18 protein-coding genes are annotated in these 17,519 nt (G+C 55.5%); 10 read left to right on the top strand and 8 right to left on the bottom strand.

All coding sequences use genetic code 11. The features are described 5' to 3' along the window. Window positions 1–58: 58 nt before the first annotated feature. Together DFP90_RS09250 and mdh are read right to left on the bottom strand one after the other, a co-directional pair. Entirely contained in the window at window positions 59–655 is a 597-nt protein-coding gene (locus tag DFP90_RS09250; protein WP_115936189.1) for a PAS domain-containing protein, read from the bottom strand. 247 nt (window positions 656–902) lie between these two features. Further along, entirely contained in the window at window positions 903–1,865 is a 963-nt protein-coding gene (mdh, locus tag DFP90_RS09255) for a malate dehydrogenase (protein ID WP_115936190.1), read from the bottom strand. Between the two features lie 282 nt (window positions 1,866–2,147). Between mdh and DFP90_RS09260 the strand changes: the two genes are divergently transcribed. The 5 genes from DFP90_RS09260 to DFP90_RS09280 all read left to right on the top strand — a co-directional run bounded on the left by DFP90_RS09260 (window position 2,148) and on the right by DFP90_RS09280 (window position 5,205). Further along, window positions 2,148–2,363: a hypothetical protein gene (locus tag DFP90_RS09260; RefSeq protein WP_115936191.1), complete on the top strand. Its 216-nt coding sequence runs from the start codon at window positions 2,148–2,150 to the stop codon at window positions 2,361–2,363. Between the two features lie 155 nt (window positions 2,364–2,518). Further along, window positions 2,519–3,388 (top strand): dienelactone hydrolase family protein, encoded by an 870-nt coding sequence (locus DFP90_RS09265; protein WP_181905275.1) that lies wholly within the window; start codon window positions 2,519–2,521, stop codon window positions 3,386–3,388. Between the two features lie 132 nt (window positions 3,389–3,520). Then, on the top strand, window positions 3,521–4,117 hold the full coding sequence (locus DFP90_RS09270; RefSeq protein WP_115936193.1) for a YqaA family protein: 597 nt from the start codon (window positions 3,521–3,523) through the stop codon (window positions 4,115–4,117). 7 nt (window positions 4,118–4,124) lie between these two features. Continuing rightward, window positions 4,125–4,619 carry a disulfide bond formation protein B gene (locus tag DFP90_RS09275; RefSeq protein ID WP_245957015.1) on the top strand — a complete coding sequence of 165 codons (495 nt, stop codon included), beginning with the start codon at window positions 4,125–4,127 and terminating at the stop codon, window positions 4,617–4,619. Between the two features lie 19 nt (window positions 4,620–4,638). Further along, entirely contained in the window at window positions 4,639–5,205 is a 567-nt protein-coding gene (locus tag DFP90_RS09280) for a demethoxyubiquinone hydroxylase family protein (RefSeq protein WP_115936194.1), read from the top strand. A gap of 135 nt (window positions 5,206–5,340) precedes the next feature. Here DFP90_RS09280 and DFP90_RS09285 read toward each other — a convergent pair whose 3' ends face one another. Continuing rightward, on the bottom strand, window positions 5,341–5,658 hold the full coding sequence (locus tag DFP90_RS09285; protein WP_115936195.1) for an NIPSNAP family protein: 318 nt from the start codon (window positions 5,656–5,658) through the stop codon (window positions 5,341–5,343). Window positions 5,659–5,919: 261 nt separating this feature from the next. On the opposite strand from DFP90_RS09285, the gene DFP90_RS09290 reads away from it, so the two are divergent. Next, window positions 5,920–6,357 carry a GNAT family N-acetyltransferase gene (locus tag DFP90_RS09290; protein WP_115936196.1) on the top strand — a complete coding sequence of 146 codons (438 nt, stop codon included), beginning with the start codon at window positions 5,920–5,922 and terminating at the stop codon, window positions 6,355–6,357. A 42-nt stretch (window positions 6,358–6,399) separates the two neighbouring features. On the opposite strand, the gene DFP90_RS09295 is transcribed toward DFP90_RS09290, so the two are convergent. The 3 genes from DFP90_RS09295 to DFP90_RS09305 all read right to left on the bottom strand — a co-directional run bounded on the left by DFP90_RS09295 (window position 6,400) and on the right by DFP90_RS09305 (window position 9,036). Further along, window positions 6,400–7,611 carry a hypothetical protein gene (locus DFP90_RS09295; RefSeq protein WP_115936197.1) on the bottom strand — a complete coding sequence of 404 codons (1,212 nt, stop codon included), beginning with the start codon at window positions 7,609–7,611 and terminating at the stop codon, window positions 6,400–6,402. Between the two features lie 108 nt (window positions 7,612–7,719). Next, entirely contained in the window at window positions 7,720–8,280 is a 561-nt protein-coding gene (locus DFP90_RS09300) for an HNH endonuclease (RefSeq protein ID WP_115936198.1), read from the bottom strand. A gap of 99 nt (window positions 8,281–8,379) precedes the next feature. Next, window positions 8,380–9,036 (bottom strand): alpha/beta hydrolase, encoded by a 657-nt coding sequence (locus tag DFP90_RS09305; protein WP_245957016.1) that lies wholly within the window; start codon window positions 9,034–9,036, stop codon window positions 8,380–8,382. Window positions 9,037–9,112: 76 nt separating this feature from the next. Here DFP90_RS09305 and gluQRS point away from each other — a divergent pair, with 76 nt between their 5' ends. Further along, on the top strand, window positions 9,113–9,952 hold the full coding sequence (gene gluQRS, locus DFP90_RS09310) for a tRNA glutamyl-Q(34) synthetase GluQRS (protein ID WP_115936498.1): 840 nt from the start codon (window positions 9,113–9,115) through the stop codon (window positions 9,950–9,952). Between the two features lie 61 nt (window positions 9,953–10,013). On the opposite strand, the gene DFP90_RS09315 is transcribed toward gluQRS, so the two are convergent. After that, window positions 10,014–13,211, bottom strand: a complete 3,198-nt coding sequence (locus DFP90_RS09315) for a hypothetical protein (protein WP_115936200.1) — start codon at window positions 13,209–13,211, stop codon at window positions 10,014–10,016. Between the two features lie 241 nt (window positions 13,212–13,452). Here DFP90_RS09315 and upp point away from each other — a divergent pair, with 241 nt between their 5' ends. Both upp and DFP90_RS09325 read left to right on the top strand, forming a co-directional pair. Then, entirely contained in the window at window positions 13,453–14,103 is a 651-nt protein-coding gene (gene upp, locus DFP90_RS09320) for a uracil phosphoribosyltransferase (RefSeq protein WP_115936201.1), read from the top strand. Window positions 14,104–14,510: 407 nt separating this feature from the next. Next, window positions 14,511–15,026 (top strand): DUF2937 family protein, encoded by a 516-nt coding sequence (locus tag DFP90_RS09325; protein WP_115936202.1) that lies wholly within the window; start codon window positions 14,511–14,513, stop codon window positions 15,024–15,026. Between the two features lie 27 nt (window positions 15,027–15,053). On the opposite strand, the gene DFP90_RS09330 is transcribed toward DFP90_RS09325, so the two are convergent. Next, window positions 15,054–16,742: a methyl-accepting chemotaxis protein gene (locus DFP90_RS09330; RefSeq protein ID WP_181905276.1), complete on the bottom strand. Its 1,689-nt coding sequence runs from the start codon at window positions 16,740–16,742 to the stop codon at window positions 15,054–15,056. Between the two features lie 218 nt (window positions 16,743–16,960). Here DFP90_RS09330 and ppa point away from each other — a divergent pair, with 218 nt between their 5' ends. Further along, on the top strand, window positions 16,961–17,479 hold the full coding sequence (gene ppa / locus DFP90_RS09335) for an inorganic diphosphatase (protein ID WP_115936204.1): 519 nt from the start codon (window positions 16,961–16,963) through the stop codon (window positions 17,477–17,479). Window positions 17,480–17,519 lie beyond the last annotated feature (40 nt).

Here is a 17,519-nt window from a genome sequence, read left to right on the forward strand (position 1 = left end):
CATGAGATTAGTGAAAAAGGTCCAAGCCCGTCAAAGACTTGTTGCATGAAGACCACCCTCAATACCAGCCGCTGATCGCATAACCCGAGAGATTTACCTTGAGATAGGTTTGAAGTTCCTGGGTCAGCAGAAACTGTGCACCCGCGGTCGGCGCATGGAAAACCGTCCCGCCGATAACACGGTCCACCTTGCCCTCGGATGCGGAAACCGGCAGGCACAACCGTTCAAATTCCGCCGCTTCTGTTGAAGCCAGTTCAAAGCTTCCCGCCGCATAAAGCATCGCGGGCATGGTCAGGCTTTCATGCAGGAAATCCCGGATGAAACTATAGTCATCACCGGAATAGACATCGCTCAGCAATTGACCACGCGGATACTGACCCATGGCCTCCGCAATCCGGTTGCCCACCAGACGAAACCGGTATTCCCCGACCTGATCATCAAATTCCAGATACCATACACAATTGAGCGCCTTGGGAAAAACCACAGGATCCAAGGCATGGCTTGAGGGAATGCCGCCGCCAATCAGGAACCGATCCACCCAGGACAAAGCCAGCTGGCGCAACCCCTCATCTTTGATCGCATCCGGAAAATCCCGGATCCTGGCTGTTTCCTCACCAATCAGATCGGAAAGCGGATTGGGCAGGCCATCCGACATTTTTCACCCGTCAATTCAGCCGGATCATCAGGCAATCTCCCCGAATTGCCTGCCGACTTGCCCCAAGTTGTGACTTATCTCCCGTGAGAGTAGGCGCAATAGATTCAGCTTTCAAGGATGATAAAGCGTTATGGGACCTGTCAGAGAGAAAGAGAAAAGGGTGCGATCCGCAACCGCACCCTTTTTCTCTATATAAAACAATGCCATCCGGCCATGATCGGAGAAAGGCCGATGGTTCAGCGAAGGATCAGGCGCCTTCGGCTTCCATCTTGGCAACCACATCATTAAGATCCTGAACCGCTTTAACGGAATGATCCAGCATCGCCTGCTCGTCATCATTCAGCTTGATTTCCACGACTTTCTCGACGCCGTTTTCACCGATGATAACCGGCACGCCGACATAAAGGCCGTCCAGGCCATAAGCACCATCCACATAAGCCGCACAGGGCAGAAGCTTGCGTTTGTCCTTCAGATAGCTGTCAGCCATCTCAATGGCACTGCTGGCCGGAGCATAGAAAGCAGAACCGGTTTTCAACAGACCGACGATTTCAGCGCCGCCATCCCGGGTGCGCTGGACAATCTGGTCGATTTTGTCCTGCGTGGACCAACCCATTTCGATCAGGTCCGGCACCGGAATACCGGCAACAGCGGAATAACGCACCAGCGGCACCATAGTATCGCCATGGCCGCCCAGGACAAACGCGGTCACATCTTCCACGGAAACATTGAATTCCTCGGCCAGGAAATAACGGAAACGCGCACTGTCCAGAACACCGGCCATGCCCACCACCTTGTTGGTCGGCAGACCGGCAGCACGCTGAAGAACGCCAACCATGACATCAAGCGGGTTGGTGATGCAGATCACAAAAGCGTTCGGGCAGTTGTTTTTGATGCCTTCGCCCACGGATTTCATAACTTTGGTATTGATACCGATCAGGTCATCGCGGCTCATGCCGGGCTTGCGCGCGACACCAGCGGTCACGATCACGACATCCGCATCCTTGATCGCAGCATAATCATTGGATCCGACCATGCGGGCATCAAACCCTTCAACCGGCGAGGCTTCGGCGATATCCAGCGCCTTGCCCTGAGGCGTACCTTCGGCAATATCGAACAGAACCACATCGCCCAGTTCCTTCAGCCCTGCCAGCATCGCCAGCGTGCCGCCAATATTACCTGCGCCAACCAGCGCAATCTTGTTGCGTGCCATGGTCTTCACTCCCTTATGTGAAAATGGTGACTTTCCCGATTTTTGTGCAACTGCACAATATTTGCCGAACTTCGTAGCGGATCGGGCGCAAAAAGACAAGAAGAAGCCTCATTGCCGACACTCTTGTGCGACCGTTAACCATTCTTCTGGCCATTCTGGCAATCCGCGCCGCCGTTTTTTACGTAACGAAACTGTGAAGCTCCTCTTGTAACTATGGGGAAGGGCCCCATATCCAGGGTCAGTCAGGATTACACCATAGGTAAACAAAAAGGCACAAACATCATGTTTGGGTTGAAAAAACTGAAATCCGCCCAAAGAACGGCTTGCGGCATAGCCGCAGGATTACTGCTTTGGGTTGCGACCATGGGTTTTATGCTGACCGATCCGGCCATGGAATCCCGCAATCCCGGTGTCTTTGAAACAAGCCCGCTTTTTGTGCCCGATATTGATCCGGAAACCGGTGAACGGGTCAACAAGCCTCGTTTTCTGCCGCTCTGACAGACAATCCCGCTGCTGAACCGGTTTTTGGAATGGCGCTTTGCCTCTGATGTAAGACCGTTCTATAGTGCCCGGGCTATCATTTGATGCGTTCCAGTACCTTTTTAAGGTCCAGGCATTCCCGCCCAGGACCCAAACCCGATGAGGTATGTGCGATGTCCAGGCTGCTTTTAGTCGCGGTATGCTGTTTTGGTGCCCTTTTTCCCATCAGCGGTTTTTCAGAAAACCCGGAAACCAGCTTGAAAGAAGTCCGGTTTCAGGCGGCACCGATCCCGCCAACCCCGTTCCAAATCAGGCGCGCCAAGGCCAAAGGGCTGGTTGCCAAACCCAAGGAGGGGCTCACCCTGACCGGTTTCCTTGGCAAACCGGATGACCCAGACAACCGGAAACGGCCCGCGATCATCATCATGCCGAGCGGGGATGGCGTCCAGAATAACCACAGGCAATGGGCGCTAAAACTGGTATCCCAGGGATATGTCACCTTGTTGGTGGATCCGTTCGGATCCCGCGGCCTAAAGGGTTTTAAGGACGGTCACATAGAAATTCTCGGGGATGCGGTGACGGCCTTTGACTATATGGTCACCAGGCCCGATGTGGATCAAGACCGCATCGGCATTCTGGGTTTTTCCGTCGGCGGCTCCAGTGTTTTCAGAGCCTTGGCCCGCAATGCCGAAAGCCGGCCCGATAATGTTCACTTCAGAGCTGGCGTCTCCGTTTATCCGCAATGCGAACCCTATGAGGAATTTCTGGCCCCCCTGCTGGTCCTGGCCGGGGATGGCGACAAGCTGATCAATGTGCCAGCCTGTGAAAAGATGTTAAAAGCCGGCAAGGAAAATGTCTCGGTGGTGATGTATCCCGGGATTACCCATTTCTTTGACAATGTCGCCTATGCGAAAGACGCCGCTTTGCGCCCGGACAACTGGGTCAAACCGGATTGGTTCGAAGGCAACGAGTATAATCAGGCGGCCTATATCGATGCGGAAAAACGGGTGTTGGGTTTTTTTAACAGCCATCTGCAGCAATAGGCATTAACCATATGCGGACATGCCGGCTAGACCACCATGCCATAGAAGAAACTTGGCATAATTGGCGAAAGGGCCTAAGTAAATTCGGTTCGTTTCAACCCTGTTTCCAACCCTTTCCCGATTGGCCCCCGCATGAATCCTTTTACCCCGCTGCGCCGTCTCTATGACTGGACCCTGGAACTGGCCGCCCATCCCCATGCCATATGGTGGCTGGCGCTGATTGCCTTTGCGGAAAGCTCCTTCTTTCCGATCCCGCAGGATATCATGATGATCCCAATGATTCTGGCCGCGCGGGAAAAAGCTTTCCAGATCGCGTTTGTCGCAACTGTTGCCTCGGTCGCCGGCGGCGTTGCGGGCTATCTGATCGGGGCCGGCCTTTTTGAAACCGTCGGGCAACAGATCATCGCTTTTTATGGCGCTGCGGAAAAATATGAGACCTTCCAGCAATGGTATCTGGACTATGGCGGCTGGATTGTGGCGGGTGGAGCCTTTACCCCAATCCCCTATAAGGTGATCACCATTGCCAGTGGTGCCATGGGCATGGATCTGGCCTCCTTCACCGGCATATCCATTGTCGGGCGCGGCGGGCGCTTTTTCCTTCTGGCGCTGGCGCTCTATTATTTTGGTGCGCCGATCCGCCGGTTGATCGAGGAACGGTTTGGCCTGATGACCACGGCTGTTTTCACCCTGCTGGTTGGTGGTTTCCTGGCCATAAAATTTGTCGGATAACGGACATATGATGCGCTCTTTCTTCATACCTGCCAATGCCATTCTGGTCACCCTTGCTGTGGCAATCGCGGTCTTAGGGGGGGCCTATATTTTCCAATATGGTTTCGGCTACCACCCCTGCGAACTATGTCTTTATCAACGCCTGCCCTGGTGGATTGTCATTGCCATCGGCTGCGCTGCCTTCTGGTCGGGCAAACGCCTGCCGGGCCTGTCAAACATGTTGCTGATCCTGATGGGCATTACCCTGCTGGTCAGCACGGGCCTTGCCGGCCTTCATGCCGGGGTGGAATTTAAGTGGTGGCAAGGCCCAACGGACTGCAGTTCGGGCCCCCTGGATTTTGACAATCTGGATGATCTGGCGGCAGCCATCAACGCCATGCCCGACATACGCTGCGACGAAGTGCCATGGTCCCTGTTCGGCATTTCCATGGCAGGGTACAATTTCCTGATCTCCGCGGCGCTCGGCCTCTATGCCCTGATCGTGCCGATCCGCAACCGTTGATAAAGTCCGAGGTTCCGCTATGAGCAGCCACCCCCGAAAAGGCCCCAGCCATCTGCCAGGCGATCCGCGCCCCAACCGCCAGTTGGAACGCGCCATCCGGGTCAATCATGCCGGTGAATATGGTGCCAAACGCATATATGCCGGCCAGATTGCGGTTCTTGGAAATGAGGAATGCGGGGATACCCTGCGCCATATGGCGGAACAGGAACAGGTGCATCTGGATGCCTTTTCCAAGGAATTGAACGAACGGCGCATCCGCCCCTCCGCCCTGTCACCGCTGTGGCATGTGATGGGCTATGCATTGGGGGCCGGCACCGCCATGATCAGCGAAAAGGCCGCCATGGCCTGCACCGTGGCGGTCGAGGAAGTGATTGACGAACATTACGCGCAACAGCGCGACTGGCTGGCGGGCGAGGGGAAAGAGCCGGAACTGGTCGAGATGATTGAGCGTTTCCGCCAGGAAGAAGTGGAGCATCGCGACATCGGCTATGAAAACGGGGCCGAAGACGCACCCGCCTATCCGCTGCTGACCGGAGCCATCAAAAAAGGCTCAAAACTGGCCATATGGCTGGCGGAGCGGGTTTAGGCCACTCTCTTATCGCTGCACTGCGTATCGTGGAAAGATGGATGCCCGGATCAAGTCCGGGCATGACGCTCAAGAATTGATAAATCCTGGCCACTATATGGTCATTTCCGGGCGTGCCCCGGCAATCCACCAAGATCATCCCACATGCGGCGCTGAGGCCAATTTCAAAAACACCCGGTCCTCTTTCAGGATGAACCGTTCCTTCTTGGCAAACTCATAATTCTCCCGGCCCAGCGGATCGGCCGCCAACCTGGCCCGGTAGGCCTCATACTCCGCGAGGTTTTCGATATTATAGACCCCGTAGGCGGTGGTCAGCGATCCTTCATGGGGCGCAAAATAGCCAATCAAATCGGCCCCGGCGCGCGGGATCGCCTGGCCCCAGTTTCTGGCATATTGCTCGAACTGGTCGCGCTTGAAGGGATCGATCTCATATTTGATGAAACAGGTAAGCATGGCCGCTCTCATTCGTTGATAACGGCGGCAGATTACCGCGATCAGTCGTCAGATGTTTCGGCGCGGATCGAACTGTTGCCTTTTTGAAAGGACGGCGTTAGGGTCGCGCCACTTCAAACTGGAGATTTTATGTCCCGCTAAGACAGGGTGCCGATCCAGGCCCCCAACCAGGCCCAACCTTCCGGCTCTCCGGACTCGGCCTGTTTAACACCTAAGACATGAATAACCGGCCCTGATAGCCCAGGGTCCGGACCTTTTGGAGTGATCACATTGATCCGCAAATATAGAACAACCGATACGGACGCGATCGTCCGTGCCTATTACAATGCCAGCAAACTGGCCCATCCCTTTCTCACGGAAGAGTTCCTGCAAAAAGTGATGTGCGATATCCCGGAACTGTATCTTCCCAATACGGAAACCTGGATTGCGGAAGAAGAGGGCGCTGTCGCCGGCTTTCTTTCGCTCATGGGCAATGAAGTGGCGGCGCTCTTCCTGGAGCCTGACTATCACGGCAAAGGCATCGGCCGCGCCCTGATGGACAAGGCCGTCCTTGAAAAAGGCGATCTGGAAGTGGTGGTCTTTAAGGAAAACGCCATCGGGCGCGCCTTCTATGACCGCTATGGCTTTAAGAAGATTGACGAATTTCCATTCGAGGAAACCGGCGATCTTTGTTTCAGAATGGCCTTCAAGGCCGCCTGATCCAAAAACAGCATGGGCCGGAGAAATCCGGCCCATGTTTTCTTATTTTGTCTGATTTTCTGCTTTCAAATACCGGGCATTCATACCAAACAGATGCCTTTTCAGCGTCAAATCACTGCCCGGCAGCAGGGAAAGTACTTCCAGATGTTTTTCTGGCGCATCACAACGGCTTTCAGCCCCCGCCGTTACCAGGCATTCATAATCCCGGCTGAGATCTTTCCCGGTCATCCGGTCGCGAAACCGCTGATCCAGCAATTGGATCCCATCTTCATCACCCAGGATTTTTAAGGCTGCCATCCACCCCAGCACCAAATCCCGCTGAATTGCATCGAGGTCACCCTCTTCCAAAACCGGCTCCAGCATGACGCCAAGCTGACGGGCAAGCCCGGTAAGATCTTTCTGCTTCAGGGCGATCTCGAGCCGGAGTGAGTCAAAGGCCTTTCCTTCAATACCGGCGATAGTCAGACTGGCTTTCCCATAATCACCCTTATCAAAATGAGCTTTAGCTTTGACCCAAAGGCGATCCTGGAGAAGATCTGGTGCGAGTTCCGGAAAACTGGTCTGCCCGAGTGCCTGCAAGGCCTGCTCTGGACGGCGATCTAGCAACAGCATCAAGGCCAGATCCCGCCCGGCACGGGCTTTTTCTACTCCGACCACACGAAAATTATTTCGATCATTAGATAGCTGTTCAGCAAGCCGTATCTCATCTACTGCCAACAGGCGGCCGATGACCATTTCCAGAATTGCGTCGCCTTCGGGACCTGAGGGAGTCAATTCTCGAAAACTATAGTACATGTACAATAGTTTGGCATTCTCAGTCCAGGTTAGCGGTCTATCATGCATCTCCTGCTGAAAAACCGCGACCATTTTCAAAATGATCTCAGGAACTATCTGATCGTCTCTCAAATGCCTCACAGCAACCCGCCAGGTCCATAACGCCCAATAAGGGTCATCGCGGCTGAGATAAAAATCACCCAACCGGTCCAGGTAGGTCGCTTCATATTCATGAAGCCGCCATTGGCGTCTTTCATCCTTGGGGAAGGCCGCCGCGCATTCCGCCGCCGCATAGCCCGTTTCCATGCAATATTGCGGATAGACCCGGCGGATCACCATATCGCAATCACCCTGGCCATCGCGGCCCAAGCATTGTCGCAATTCTTTCCGATAGGGATCGGTGCGGTAGTCCCAATCCACCGCCTTTGCCGCCGGCATCCCTGCCAACAGAATGATCACCCCGAACAAAAACTGACGCATAAACTTTCCCCGCCTGAGCCGCTGACCGTCATAATCCGACGCTTCTCATAGGCGATCCAGCCGGGCCTGTCACCGGAAATGGATAGGATAGGACTGATCTTGGATGAGTCAGTTTTCCAGCTCGGTATCCCAATAGAGGAAATCGCCCCAGCTTTCATGCAGGAAGTTGGGCGGAAAACCGCGGCCGTTTTCCTGCAATTCCCAGGGGGTCGGCTGGCGCGGATGCTTCAAGAGCGGCATATCCGCTTCCTTGGGCGTGCGCCCGCCTTTTTTCAGGTTGCACGGGCTGCAGCTGGCGACCACATTCTCCCAGCTGGTGCCGCCGCCATAGGTGCGCGGCACCACATGGTCGAAAGTGAGGCTCTGCGCGGTGAAAGGCTCACCGCAATATTGGCAGGTCAATTTATCACGCAGGAAAACATTGAACCGGGTAAAGGCCGGCCGGTCGGTCGGTTTCACATATTCCTTCAGCGAAATCACACTGGGCAGGGCCATGGTGAAGCTGGGGCTGTGCACTTTTTCCGGATATTCGGCGACGATATTGACCCGGTCGGACAATACCGCCTTGACCGCATCCTGCCAGGACCACAGGGATAGCGGGAAATAACTGAGCGGTCTGAAATCCGCGTTTAGTACTAAAGACGGGCATGCACTGAGCATGGCGGACATGGGTTTCACTCCCGGTCTTTGGTTACATTTAAATACTACTCCACTTCCAAATCGACCACAAGATTTAGTATAGAATTGATCGCCAATATCATTTTGTTGTTACTGATCTGACTTTGAACTGAAACAATCCTTCAAAAATAAAAGACCTGAAATCAGTCCCGTCTGGTCTATGCTATGGCCCAGCCCTTCACATTTGATTAACTGGGTACTGACGTTTAGTTCCGCTAGTCTTGCCGCCGCCTGTTCCGAACAGTCATAGGGCACCACATCATCTTGCGTGCCATGGACCAGCATCACCGGCGGGGCCTCGGCCTGGATCGTGCCCTCCCCCAGCAGACGCCCGGAATAGCCCAGAATACCCGCCAGTGGTTTTGAGCGCGCCAAACCAACCGCCAGCGACAGCATCGTGCCCTGGCTGAAACCGACCAGGGCGATGTCCCGGTCCTGCAAGCCGAACCGGTCACGCTGTTCATCGATGAACCGGTCCACCAAAGGACCTGCCGCCGCAACACCCGCCTGCATCTGGGCAGGTGAGCGGTCCAGCAACGAGAACCACTGATAGCCAAAGGGCGAGATCTCGCACCTATCCGGCGCATCCGGCGCTATGAAATGCGTATCCGGCAGGCTCTGGGAAAAGGGATGGGCCAGGTCAATCAGATCCCGCCCGTTGGAGCCATAGCCATGCAAAAGGATCACCAGTTTCTTGGGGGGCACGCCATTATGGGGCGCGATCTCGGGGCCTGAAAGGGGGGACAAGGGATCATTCCTTTGCTGCCGGTTTGACAAGGGCTTCATTCTTCGCTACCCGCAAAGCATGACAGATTTCGCGCAAATGACCACTACCCGTTTTGCCCCGAGCCCGTCGGGCCTGTTGCATCTGGGCCATGCCTTTTCCGCGCTGTTTGCGCAGGCCCAGGCGAAAGCTTTGGGCGGCCGGTTCCTGCTCAGGATAGAGGATATCGACATCACCCGGTGCCGCCCGGAATTTGAAGATGGGATTTTTGAGGATCTGGCCTGGCTGGGGCTGGAATGGGATCCAAAACTGGTCTTCCGCCAGTCCGATTGCCTGGCACGCTATGACCAGTTCCTGCATCTGCTCGAAGAAAGCGATCTCATATATCCCTGTTTCTGCACCCGCAAAGAGATCCAGGAAGAGGTCGCCAATGCGCCACGCGCCCCGCACGGGCCGGACGGAGTGCTGTATCCAGGCATCTGCAAACAATTAAGCCCGGAAGAACGGCAAGAAAAGATCGAGGCCGGCCGGCCCCATGCGCTGCGCATCCATATGGACCGTGCCGCGAAACTGACCGGGCCGCTTTCCTTCCATGATCAGGAGCTGGGCCGGATCGCGGTATTGCCGCAAAGCTGCGGCGATATCGTGCTGGCACGCAAAGATATCCGCACCAGCTATCATCTGTCCGTCACCATTGATGATGCGCTCAGCCAGGTGAATCTAATCACCCGGGGCGAGGATCTTTTGCATGCCACCCATGTTCACCGGGTGTTACAGGCACTGTTCGGCTTTCCCGAACCGCGCTATTTCCATCACCCGCTGTTGACCGATGAAAACGGCAAACGTTTTGCCAAACGGGACAAAGCCCTAACGTTAAAGGCGTTGCGGGAGGCAGGCACCGATCCCAGTGCGTTACGGGCGCGATTGGGCTTTTCCTGATCAGCGGTGTTTCATGGATGCCCGGATCAGATCCGGTATGACGGCGGCAAAGACATCCCCCTTATTCATCTTTCCCCATCGCCTGGCGCAGCAGGTAATAGAGCTTACCCACGTCCGAGGTCAGGACCGTTGATTGCATCAGGCCTTCCGGGTCGGACTTGCCGCATTCGGTTATCAAAGCATCCATTTGACTGACATAGCGCGCAATGTAATTCCGGGCTTCGCTGTCATCACGCATGCGTGCCTGCAGTTTTTCCACCAGATCCGCCGGTTTCTGACGCAAAAGATTTCTGGCAAACACCCCGCGGTCGCCCTTCAAATAGCGTTTCCAATCGGTTTCCGGCACGTCTGCATTAATGATCCGGGTCAGATCAATGGCCGTGCTGTTCAGGTCTTCCAGGATGAAACGGGTGGCGCGGATGAAACTGTCGCGGGTGCGCGCCTGTTCACGCACCTTGGTTTCGTCGGCCTGCTTGGCCGCACTTCCGGCGGCCTCCACCAGTTTGGTGGTGGCATCTTCAAATGTGGCGGATACATTGCCGGCTTCCTGCGCCGCCTTTTTCACCACCCCGATCAGATTTTGCGCGGTGCCATGGGCACGGGTGGAGGCCTGATGCAGCGCATTGGATGCCATGTCAGATGCCTGCAGAAGAGTGCCGGTCTTTTCTTCCAGCGCGCTGGTCATGCTGGAAATCTTGTTGGTTGCCAGATCACCTGCCGCGCGCATTTCTCCGGATTGGGATTTGAACAGTTCGGCGATAGAGGTCAGCTTTTCCCGGATTGTATCGGCTTCGCCCGACATCTGACCGGTTTCCCGGCCAATGGCCTGGCTCAGCTGTTCCAATACCTGGGCCGCATCCGCCGAGGCCTGCGCCAGCCCCTTGGTGAGATTTTCCAAGGCTTGCTTATTATCGGACATCTGCATGCCCGCCTGGACCGACGCCGTGGTTAGTTTTTCCTGCTGCTGGGCAAAGCGCGTACCGACATCCTCCATAAGCTTGAGCGTTTCCGCCACCGTTTCCTTGAAGGCACCGGCCTCGCCCCGGAACACACCGCCTGCCTGGGTCAGCCGGTTATCCACCTGGTCGGCGGTATCGCGCATGGACTGGATCTGGCTTTCCAGGGCCGCCTGGACCTCATGGGCCTTATCGGCGGTATCCGTAGAGGCCTTGATCAATGTCTCCGCCTGCTTGCCAACGGATTTCCCGATCGCCTCTTCCTGTTCGGCAAGATGCACCGACAGGCCACGCAGGGTTTCCGTTCCCTCCTGCAGGTGATTGCGGATATCGCCCGCTTTGCCGGAGGCATGATCGGCCGCTTCCTGCAATTCCTCCGTATGGACGCGCATAATATCGCGCAATTCCTTGATTTTTTCTCCGGCTGTACCCGCCGCATCCTTAAGGTCGCGATTTTGTTTTTGCAGGATTTCGCCGATGGTCATGGCCTGATCCGCGGACCAATCCGCCGCCTCACGCAGCCCATGGCTCTGCTGGCGTAAATCATCCACGAGGCTGCGCGCCTGTTCCAATGCAGGATCAACCGCATCCCCCACTGTTTTCAGCCCGGTATCAAGGGTCTCACTGAAGGCCACAATCCGTTTCTCCAGGCTGCCCTCGATTTCCAGGGCACGGGCATTGGCCTGGGCAGAGGCTTCGTTCAAAGCATCGGACTGCTGGCGCATGGCATCACGCAGACCTTCCGCCCGCGCTGCGGAAACATCGGTGGCCCGTCCAACCGCTTCGCTCTGCATGCGCAGAGCCGCGGAAAGCTTTTGTATCTGTCCCAGGGTTTCATCGGAAAAACGGGCCAGAGCGGCTTTTTGACCATCAACAGAGCTGTCCAACTGCGCGCTGTGGCTGCTCAACTGGCTGACCAGATCAGTCAGATCCGCCATCTGGTCTTCCATATTGGTCCGAATGCTGGCCGACCGGACGGAGGACTGATCCACCGCATGGGACAGATCACGCACCTGTTGGCGCATGGAAAGGGTGATTTCCTGGACCATATCATGGCTCTGTGCGATCACGTCGCGCATTTTGCCCGACTGTTGGCCCAGCACCTCTTCCAGGCGTTCATTCATCTGATCGCCCTGATCCATCAGGCTGTTGCCCAGTTGGCCGACACGCCCCCCCGCCTGATCAAACAGACGGTTCAACTCGCCTTCCATCTGGCTGAAACTGTCACGGATCCGGGTGTTGGTCAGTTCGGTCTGCTCCCGCAGCGCCCTGGTCAACCCGTCTAAGCGTTCGCCTGCGGAATCAGCAAAATTATTCAATGCCTGTTTCTGCTGGTCATAGGCCGCGTTCAAGCGGGTCTCCATCTGATCAACCTGTTGGCGCAGCAGTTGTGAGGCATCCGCTGTCTTGCCACTGATCCTTTCCGAAAGGTCATCCAGGCGATCGGCGCTGTTGCTGAAGGATTCCTCAATCTTACCGGCTTTTCCCACGGCCTGGTCGGCCCCTTCACCGAGACGTTCCATGTAACTGTCAAACAGCTGTCCCATATCCTGTGCCATGCAAACCGACTGTTCGGTGGCCGCCGTCAGATCGGCTGCCTGCAGTTTCAGGCCCGCCCCGACTTGTTCGCTAGTCTCCAGCGCCCGGTCACTGGCACTTTGCAGAACCTGGGTCTGGCGGGTGATGGTTTCTTCCAGTTGCCGCCGCTGGCCGCTCATGCGTTCGGTCAGATCTTCCATACGGTCTGCCTGCTCGGAGAGCATGCGGCGGGCCTCGCCGGTATCTTCGCGCATCTTGCCGGACGCTTCCATGATCGCACCGGTTTTCACCGACAGGGTTTCCGTCACCTGACTGGATGCTTCCATCGCTTCATCCGCCGCCCGGCGCAGCTCGCCCGCTTGGTCGCGCAACGCATCAGCAACGATCCGCACCCGGTCCTGCGCCTGTTCGGCCGGATAAGTCAGTAATTCCAGATGGTTTTTCAGCATCTCCGTATGATCCCGGATCGCCTGACCCCGGCGCCAGAAAAGCGCCAGCAACCACAGGAAGGCAACAGGGGAGAAAACCCCGCTCAGGATAGCCGCCTGTTCATGGGGCAACATCTGACCCAATAGCGGCCACCCGACCTGGCGGTCCACATACCAGCCACACAGCCCCAGCCATCCGCCCGTAAAAACGATTGCCAAGAAGGTCAGCAAAAACCGCTGTCGTGCGGCCGTGGCTGATGCCTTCCTGATCTGATCGGGCATCGGCTCCGACAAGGGACGGTTGGCGGCTGGCAGTTTGGTGATTTCTGCGGTCATGATGTGATAATTCCCTGTTCCAGAGGGAAAATGTATCAGACCGTCAGGTCTTTGCAGCAAAAAACAGGCATTAATTCGTGCAAAATGCCGCTCTCGCCTTCGGCCAATCTTGGCGGATGGCGCCTTTATCGTTATGGTAGGGCAGCAAAGGGGCGGACATGCCCCTGCCGGGGCGAGGGGATCAACCAGTATATTTCCCGGCATTCACAGATAACAACAAAACGACTAAGCGGTTTAAGCCATGCAAAGCCATCCCGACTTTCCGAGTCTGCATATTGTCGACCACCCGTTGGTCCAGCATAAATTGACCATCATGCGGGAGAAGGACACACCGACCTCCCATTTCCGGCAGCTCCTGCGCGAAATCGCGCTGCTGATGGGGTATGAAATCACCCGTCATATCCCGCTGACCACCAAGAAAATCGAAACCCCGTTGATGGAAATGGAAGCCCCGACCCTGGCCGGCCGCAAACCGGCCATCATCTCGATCCTGCGCGCAGGGCAGGGCATGGTGGAAGGCCTGCGCGAATTGATGCCGGGCGCACGTGAGGGCCATGTCGGCCTATATCGCGACCCGGAAACAAAACGACCGCACGAATATTATGTGAAACTGCCGGAAGCCGGCGGGCGCCTGTTCATCCTCTGTGACCCGATGATGGCCACAGGCCATTCCGCGGTCCATGCCATGGATGTGTTATTACGCCATGGTGTTGAAGAGCATAACATCCGCTTCCTCGCCCTGGTGGCTGCGCCGGAAGGCATACGGGTATTCCAGGAACATCACCCGAATGTGCATATCTATACCGCCTCGCTCGACGAGAAGCTGAATGAAAAAGCTTATATCGTACCGGGCCTGGGTGATGCGGGCGATCGCTTGTTCGGCACCAAATAACCGACATTTTCCGGGAGCATGATATATTTGATACCGGAAAACAGTCAGAAATCACCCCCTTGGATTCCCCCTATCGGCCATGCGCCGCAGGGACCAGTTCCAAGGGGGTTTTCTTGTTCCAGCCCCAATGATGCCACAGTTGTCCTTTAGCCAGGAATGGTTGGGAGATGGACCAGCCTCCGGGCATCGCCCCACAATCCGGTAACTTTTTGTTTCGGTATCGAAATATAAATACTGACATCCGTCGGATTGAAACCTGCCAAACCCATGATGGTAATCATGACTTTGCCATTCCAGCAGTGCAGGTTACGATATTGCAGAGGCCTGAATATATTTGTGATGTAACATTCAAAATTCCCTATATATAATTGAAATAATTATATTTTGATTTATGGAGCTTTAACGAAGTGGGTATAAAAAAAGCGATCTTCCTGACAGTGGCGGGGCTGTTTGCAATTGCGCTTTCCCAATTCCCGGAATTCCAGCAACAATATAAACAGCGTCTCGGCGGCACACTTGATGAATTGAACCGCCAGGTAGCCGCATTGGACATCCGGGCCAGTGATGCGGGAATGGAACGGTATGATTATATCCGGCATTTTCTGGATAATTCCGATATGGTGATACAAAGCGAAGGCCAAAATCTTTCCAACATGCTTGGCCGCCGGGTCAGTGTGCAAAAGGCGATTGATGAAATGGACAATGCCAGGGCCCATGAGTTGCTTTTCACCATGCTGTTGAGACTGGATACCGCCACCGCCCAGGCCACCCTTGAAAACTACCGGCCCGCCATTCCCGTAACGGTGAGTGGTTTTGTCCATGCGCTATTCGGATTTGTCGTTGGATATCTGCTGATCGGCTATGTCAGCCTGCTTGTCCCACGCCGACGGGTCCAGTCCAGTTGGTCCGGTCAGGACAATTAGGCCACGACAAACCGCTGTCGATACCGATCAATCTGATTTCTTGACCGCTTCGAGAAATGAGCGCACCTCGCGATTGAGCGACCCCGCCTGTTCGGTCAGATCATCCACAGCGGATCGTACTTTTTGCGCCGCGCCTCCGGTCGCGTCACAGGCCTGGGAAATATCATTCATGGCTTCGGTTACCTGTCCTGTACCAACCGATGCCTGATTGACATTTTCAGCAATTTCCCGCGTTGCGGCGGATTGTTCTTCCACAGCAGCGGCAATACCGCTCGCGATTTCGGTAATTTCCGAGATGATGTCCGCCACCCGTTCAATTGCCTTCACCGAATGGCCTGTTGTGGATTGGATACCCGTCACCTGTGATGAGATTTCATCCGTCGCCTTAGCAGTTTGGGTCGCAAGATTCTTCACTTCGTTGGCAACCACGGCAAATCCCTTGCCGGCATCGCCCGCGCGCGCCGCCTCAATGGTCGCATTCAGGGCCAAGAGGTTGGTCTGTTCGGCAATATCAGTGATCAATGCCACCACTTCACCAATGCGGTTCGCGCTCACCTCAAGCGCGCGCACCGTATTGCGGGTCTCCTTGGCCACATCGGATGCTTCATGGGCAACATTGGAAGACTTGCTGGCCTGGGCGGATATCTCCTGAATTGAGGCCAGTAATTCCTCGGTGGCCGCCGCGACGGTCTCGACATTGCTGGAGGCCTCATTTGCCGAAGAGACAACAATCACGGATTTTTCCTGGGTATCCGAGGCAATCGCCTGCATCTCGCTGGCACTGCCGCTCATGATGTCGTTGGCCGCCTCCACGCGGGACAGCACTTCGCCAACCCGCCCATCAAAATCATTCGTAAGGTTTTCCAGCCGCCTGCCAGCCTCCAACTGTGCGGCTTGCGCGCGCTGCTGTTCAGCGGCCAGTTCATCGGCCCGGACCATATTATCCCGGAAAACCTGCACCGCCCGGCCCATATCACCAATCTCATCGCGCCGCTTGGTATGCGGGATTTCTACATCCATGGTGCGATCGGCAAGTGCGCGCATTGTCCCGGTGATGGTCATGATCGGCCGGCCGATAGAGCGACTTAGCAGGATCGCCGTTACAATAGACAGCGCCACCGCTGCAATGGTCGAAATCAGCGCCACAAGATCATTCTGGCGATAAGCCGCCTGGGTCGCGGATCGTTTCTGCGCCAGCAGCTCTGCCTGGCGCTCCGTCGCCTTGCCGACATTATTCAGGACTTTTTCAATGAAGGGCCAGCTTTCGCCTTTGATCTCCATTTCCCGTGCCTGCGCCTGTCGTGCCGGATCCAGCATCATCTCCAGCTGTTTGCTGTAAACATTATTGCGCAGATCCGTTACGGTTTTCTTGAGGTCCCTGGCAATCGCCTGGCCCTCCGGATCCCCCTCATAAAGCTGAATCAGGATCTCAATATCACGGTCAAATGCCATGGAAACATTATCATATATTCCAATCAGATAGTCATTGCCGGTTACCAATACCCCACGCACCAACGAGGACATATCCAGCAATTCCACCTGGACTTCGCGCAGCTTTACCGTGGTTTCATAAGCCTTCGCGCTTTCTTTGGCGACCGCTTCCACATGCCGGTTCTGCAAAAAGGTAAACAGGGAAAAAAGCAGCAATACCAGCAACAGGATGCCCAAACCGACCGCGAGCTTGCGGGTGATTTTGAGATTTCTAAACCACGGCATGGACCTAACCCCCGAAATTATCCTGATAATCCAATTCATTAAAACCATTTTACGGGAAGATGGTCAGTCTAATGCCACTAAATTAACGAAACATAAAGAAACCCGGTCGCGGCCCCGGGTTCCAACCCACTCTTGTTGGCCGGGCAATGAGACGGTATAAGGCGGCAACCGAGTTTTTCACCGTTTTGGTCTTATAGAGTTAGGGAAGGGTAGCCTTCATGGATATTTCCAAGATTCCTGCCGGCAAAAATCCGCCGGAAGATATCAATGTTGTGATCGAAGTCCCCATGGGCGTGCCGATCAAATATGAGCTGGACAAAGAGTCCGGTGCGGTTTTTGTGGACCGTTTCATCGCCACCCCGATGTATTATCCGGCCAATTACGGTTTCATTCCGGGCACCCTTTCCGACGATGGCGATCCGGCGGACGTTCTGGTCGTAGGCCAGTTGCCGCTGCAGCCGGGCTGTGTGATCCGCTGCCGCCCGATCGGGGTTTTGATCATGGAAGATGAAGCTGGCATGGATGAAAAGATCCTGGCCGTGCCCCATGAGAAAATGACCCCCTATTACAATGACATCCAGGAAGCCACCGACCTGCCGCAGCGCCTGCTGGACCAGATCAAGCATTTCTTCGAGCATTATAAAGATCTGGAGCCGGGTAAATGGGTCAAGCTGAAAGACTGGGCCCCTGCTGCCGATGCCAAACGCATCATCCAGGAATCCGTTGACCGCGCCTAAGCCGGTTACACCGACGCCCGGAAAACGCCTGGCCAATGCG

Source organism: Aestuariispira insulae, assembly GCF_003385955.1.
GTDB lineage: Bacteria > Pseudomonadota > Alphaproteobacteria > UBA8366 > Aestuariispiraceae > Aestuariispira > Aestuariispira insulae.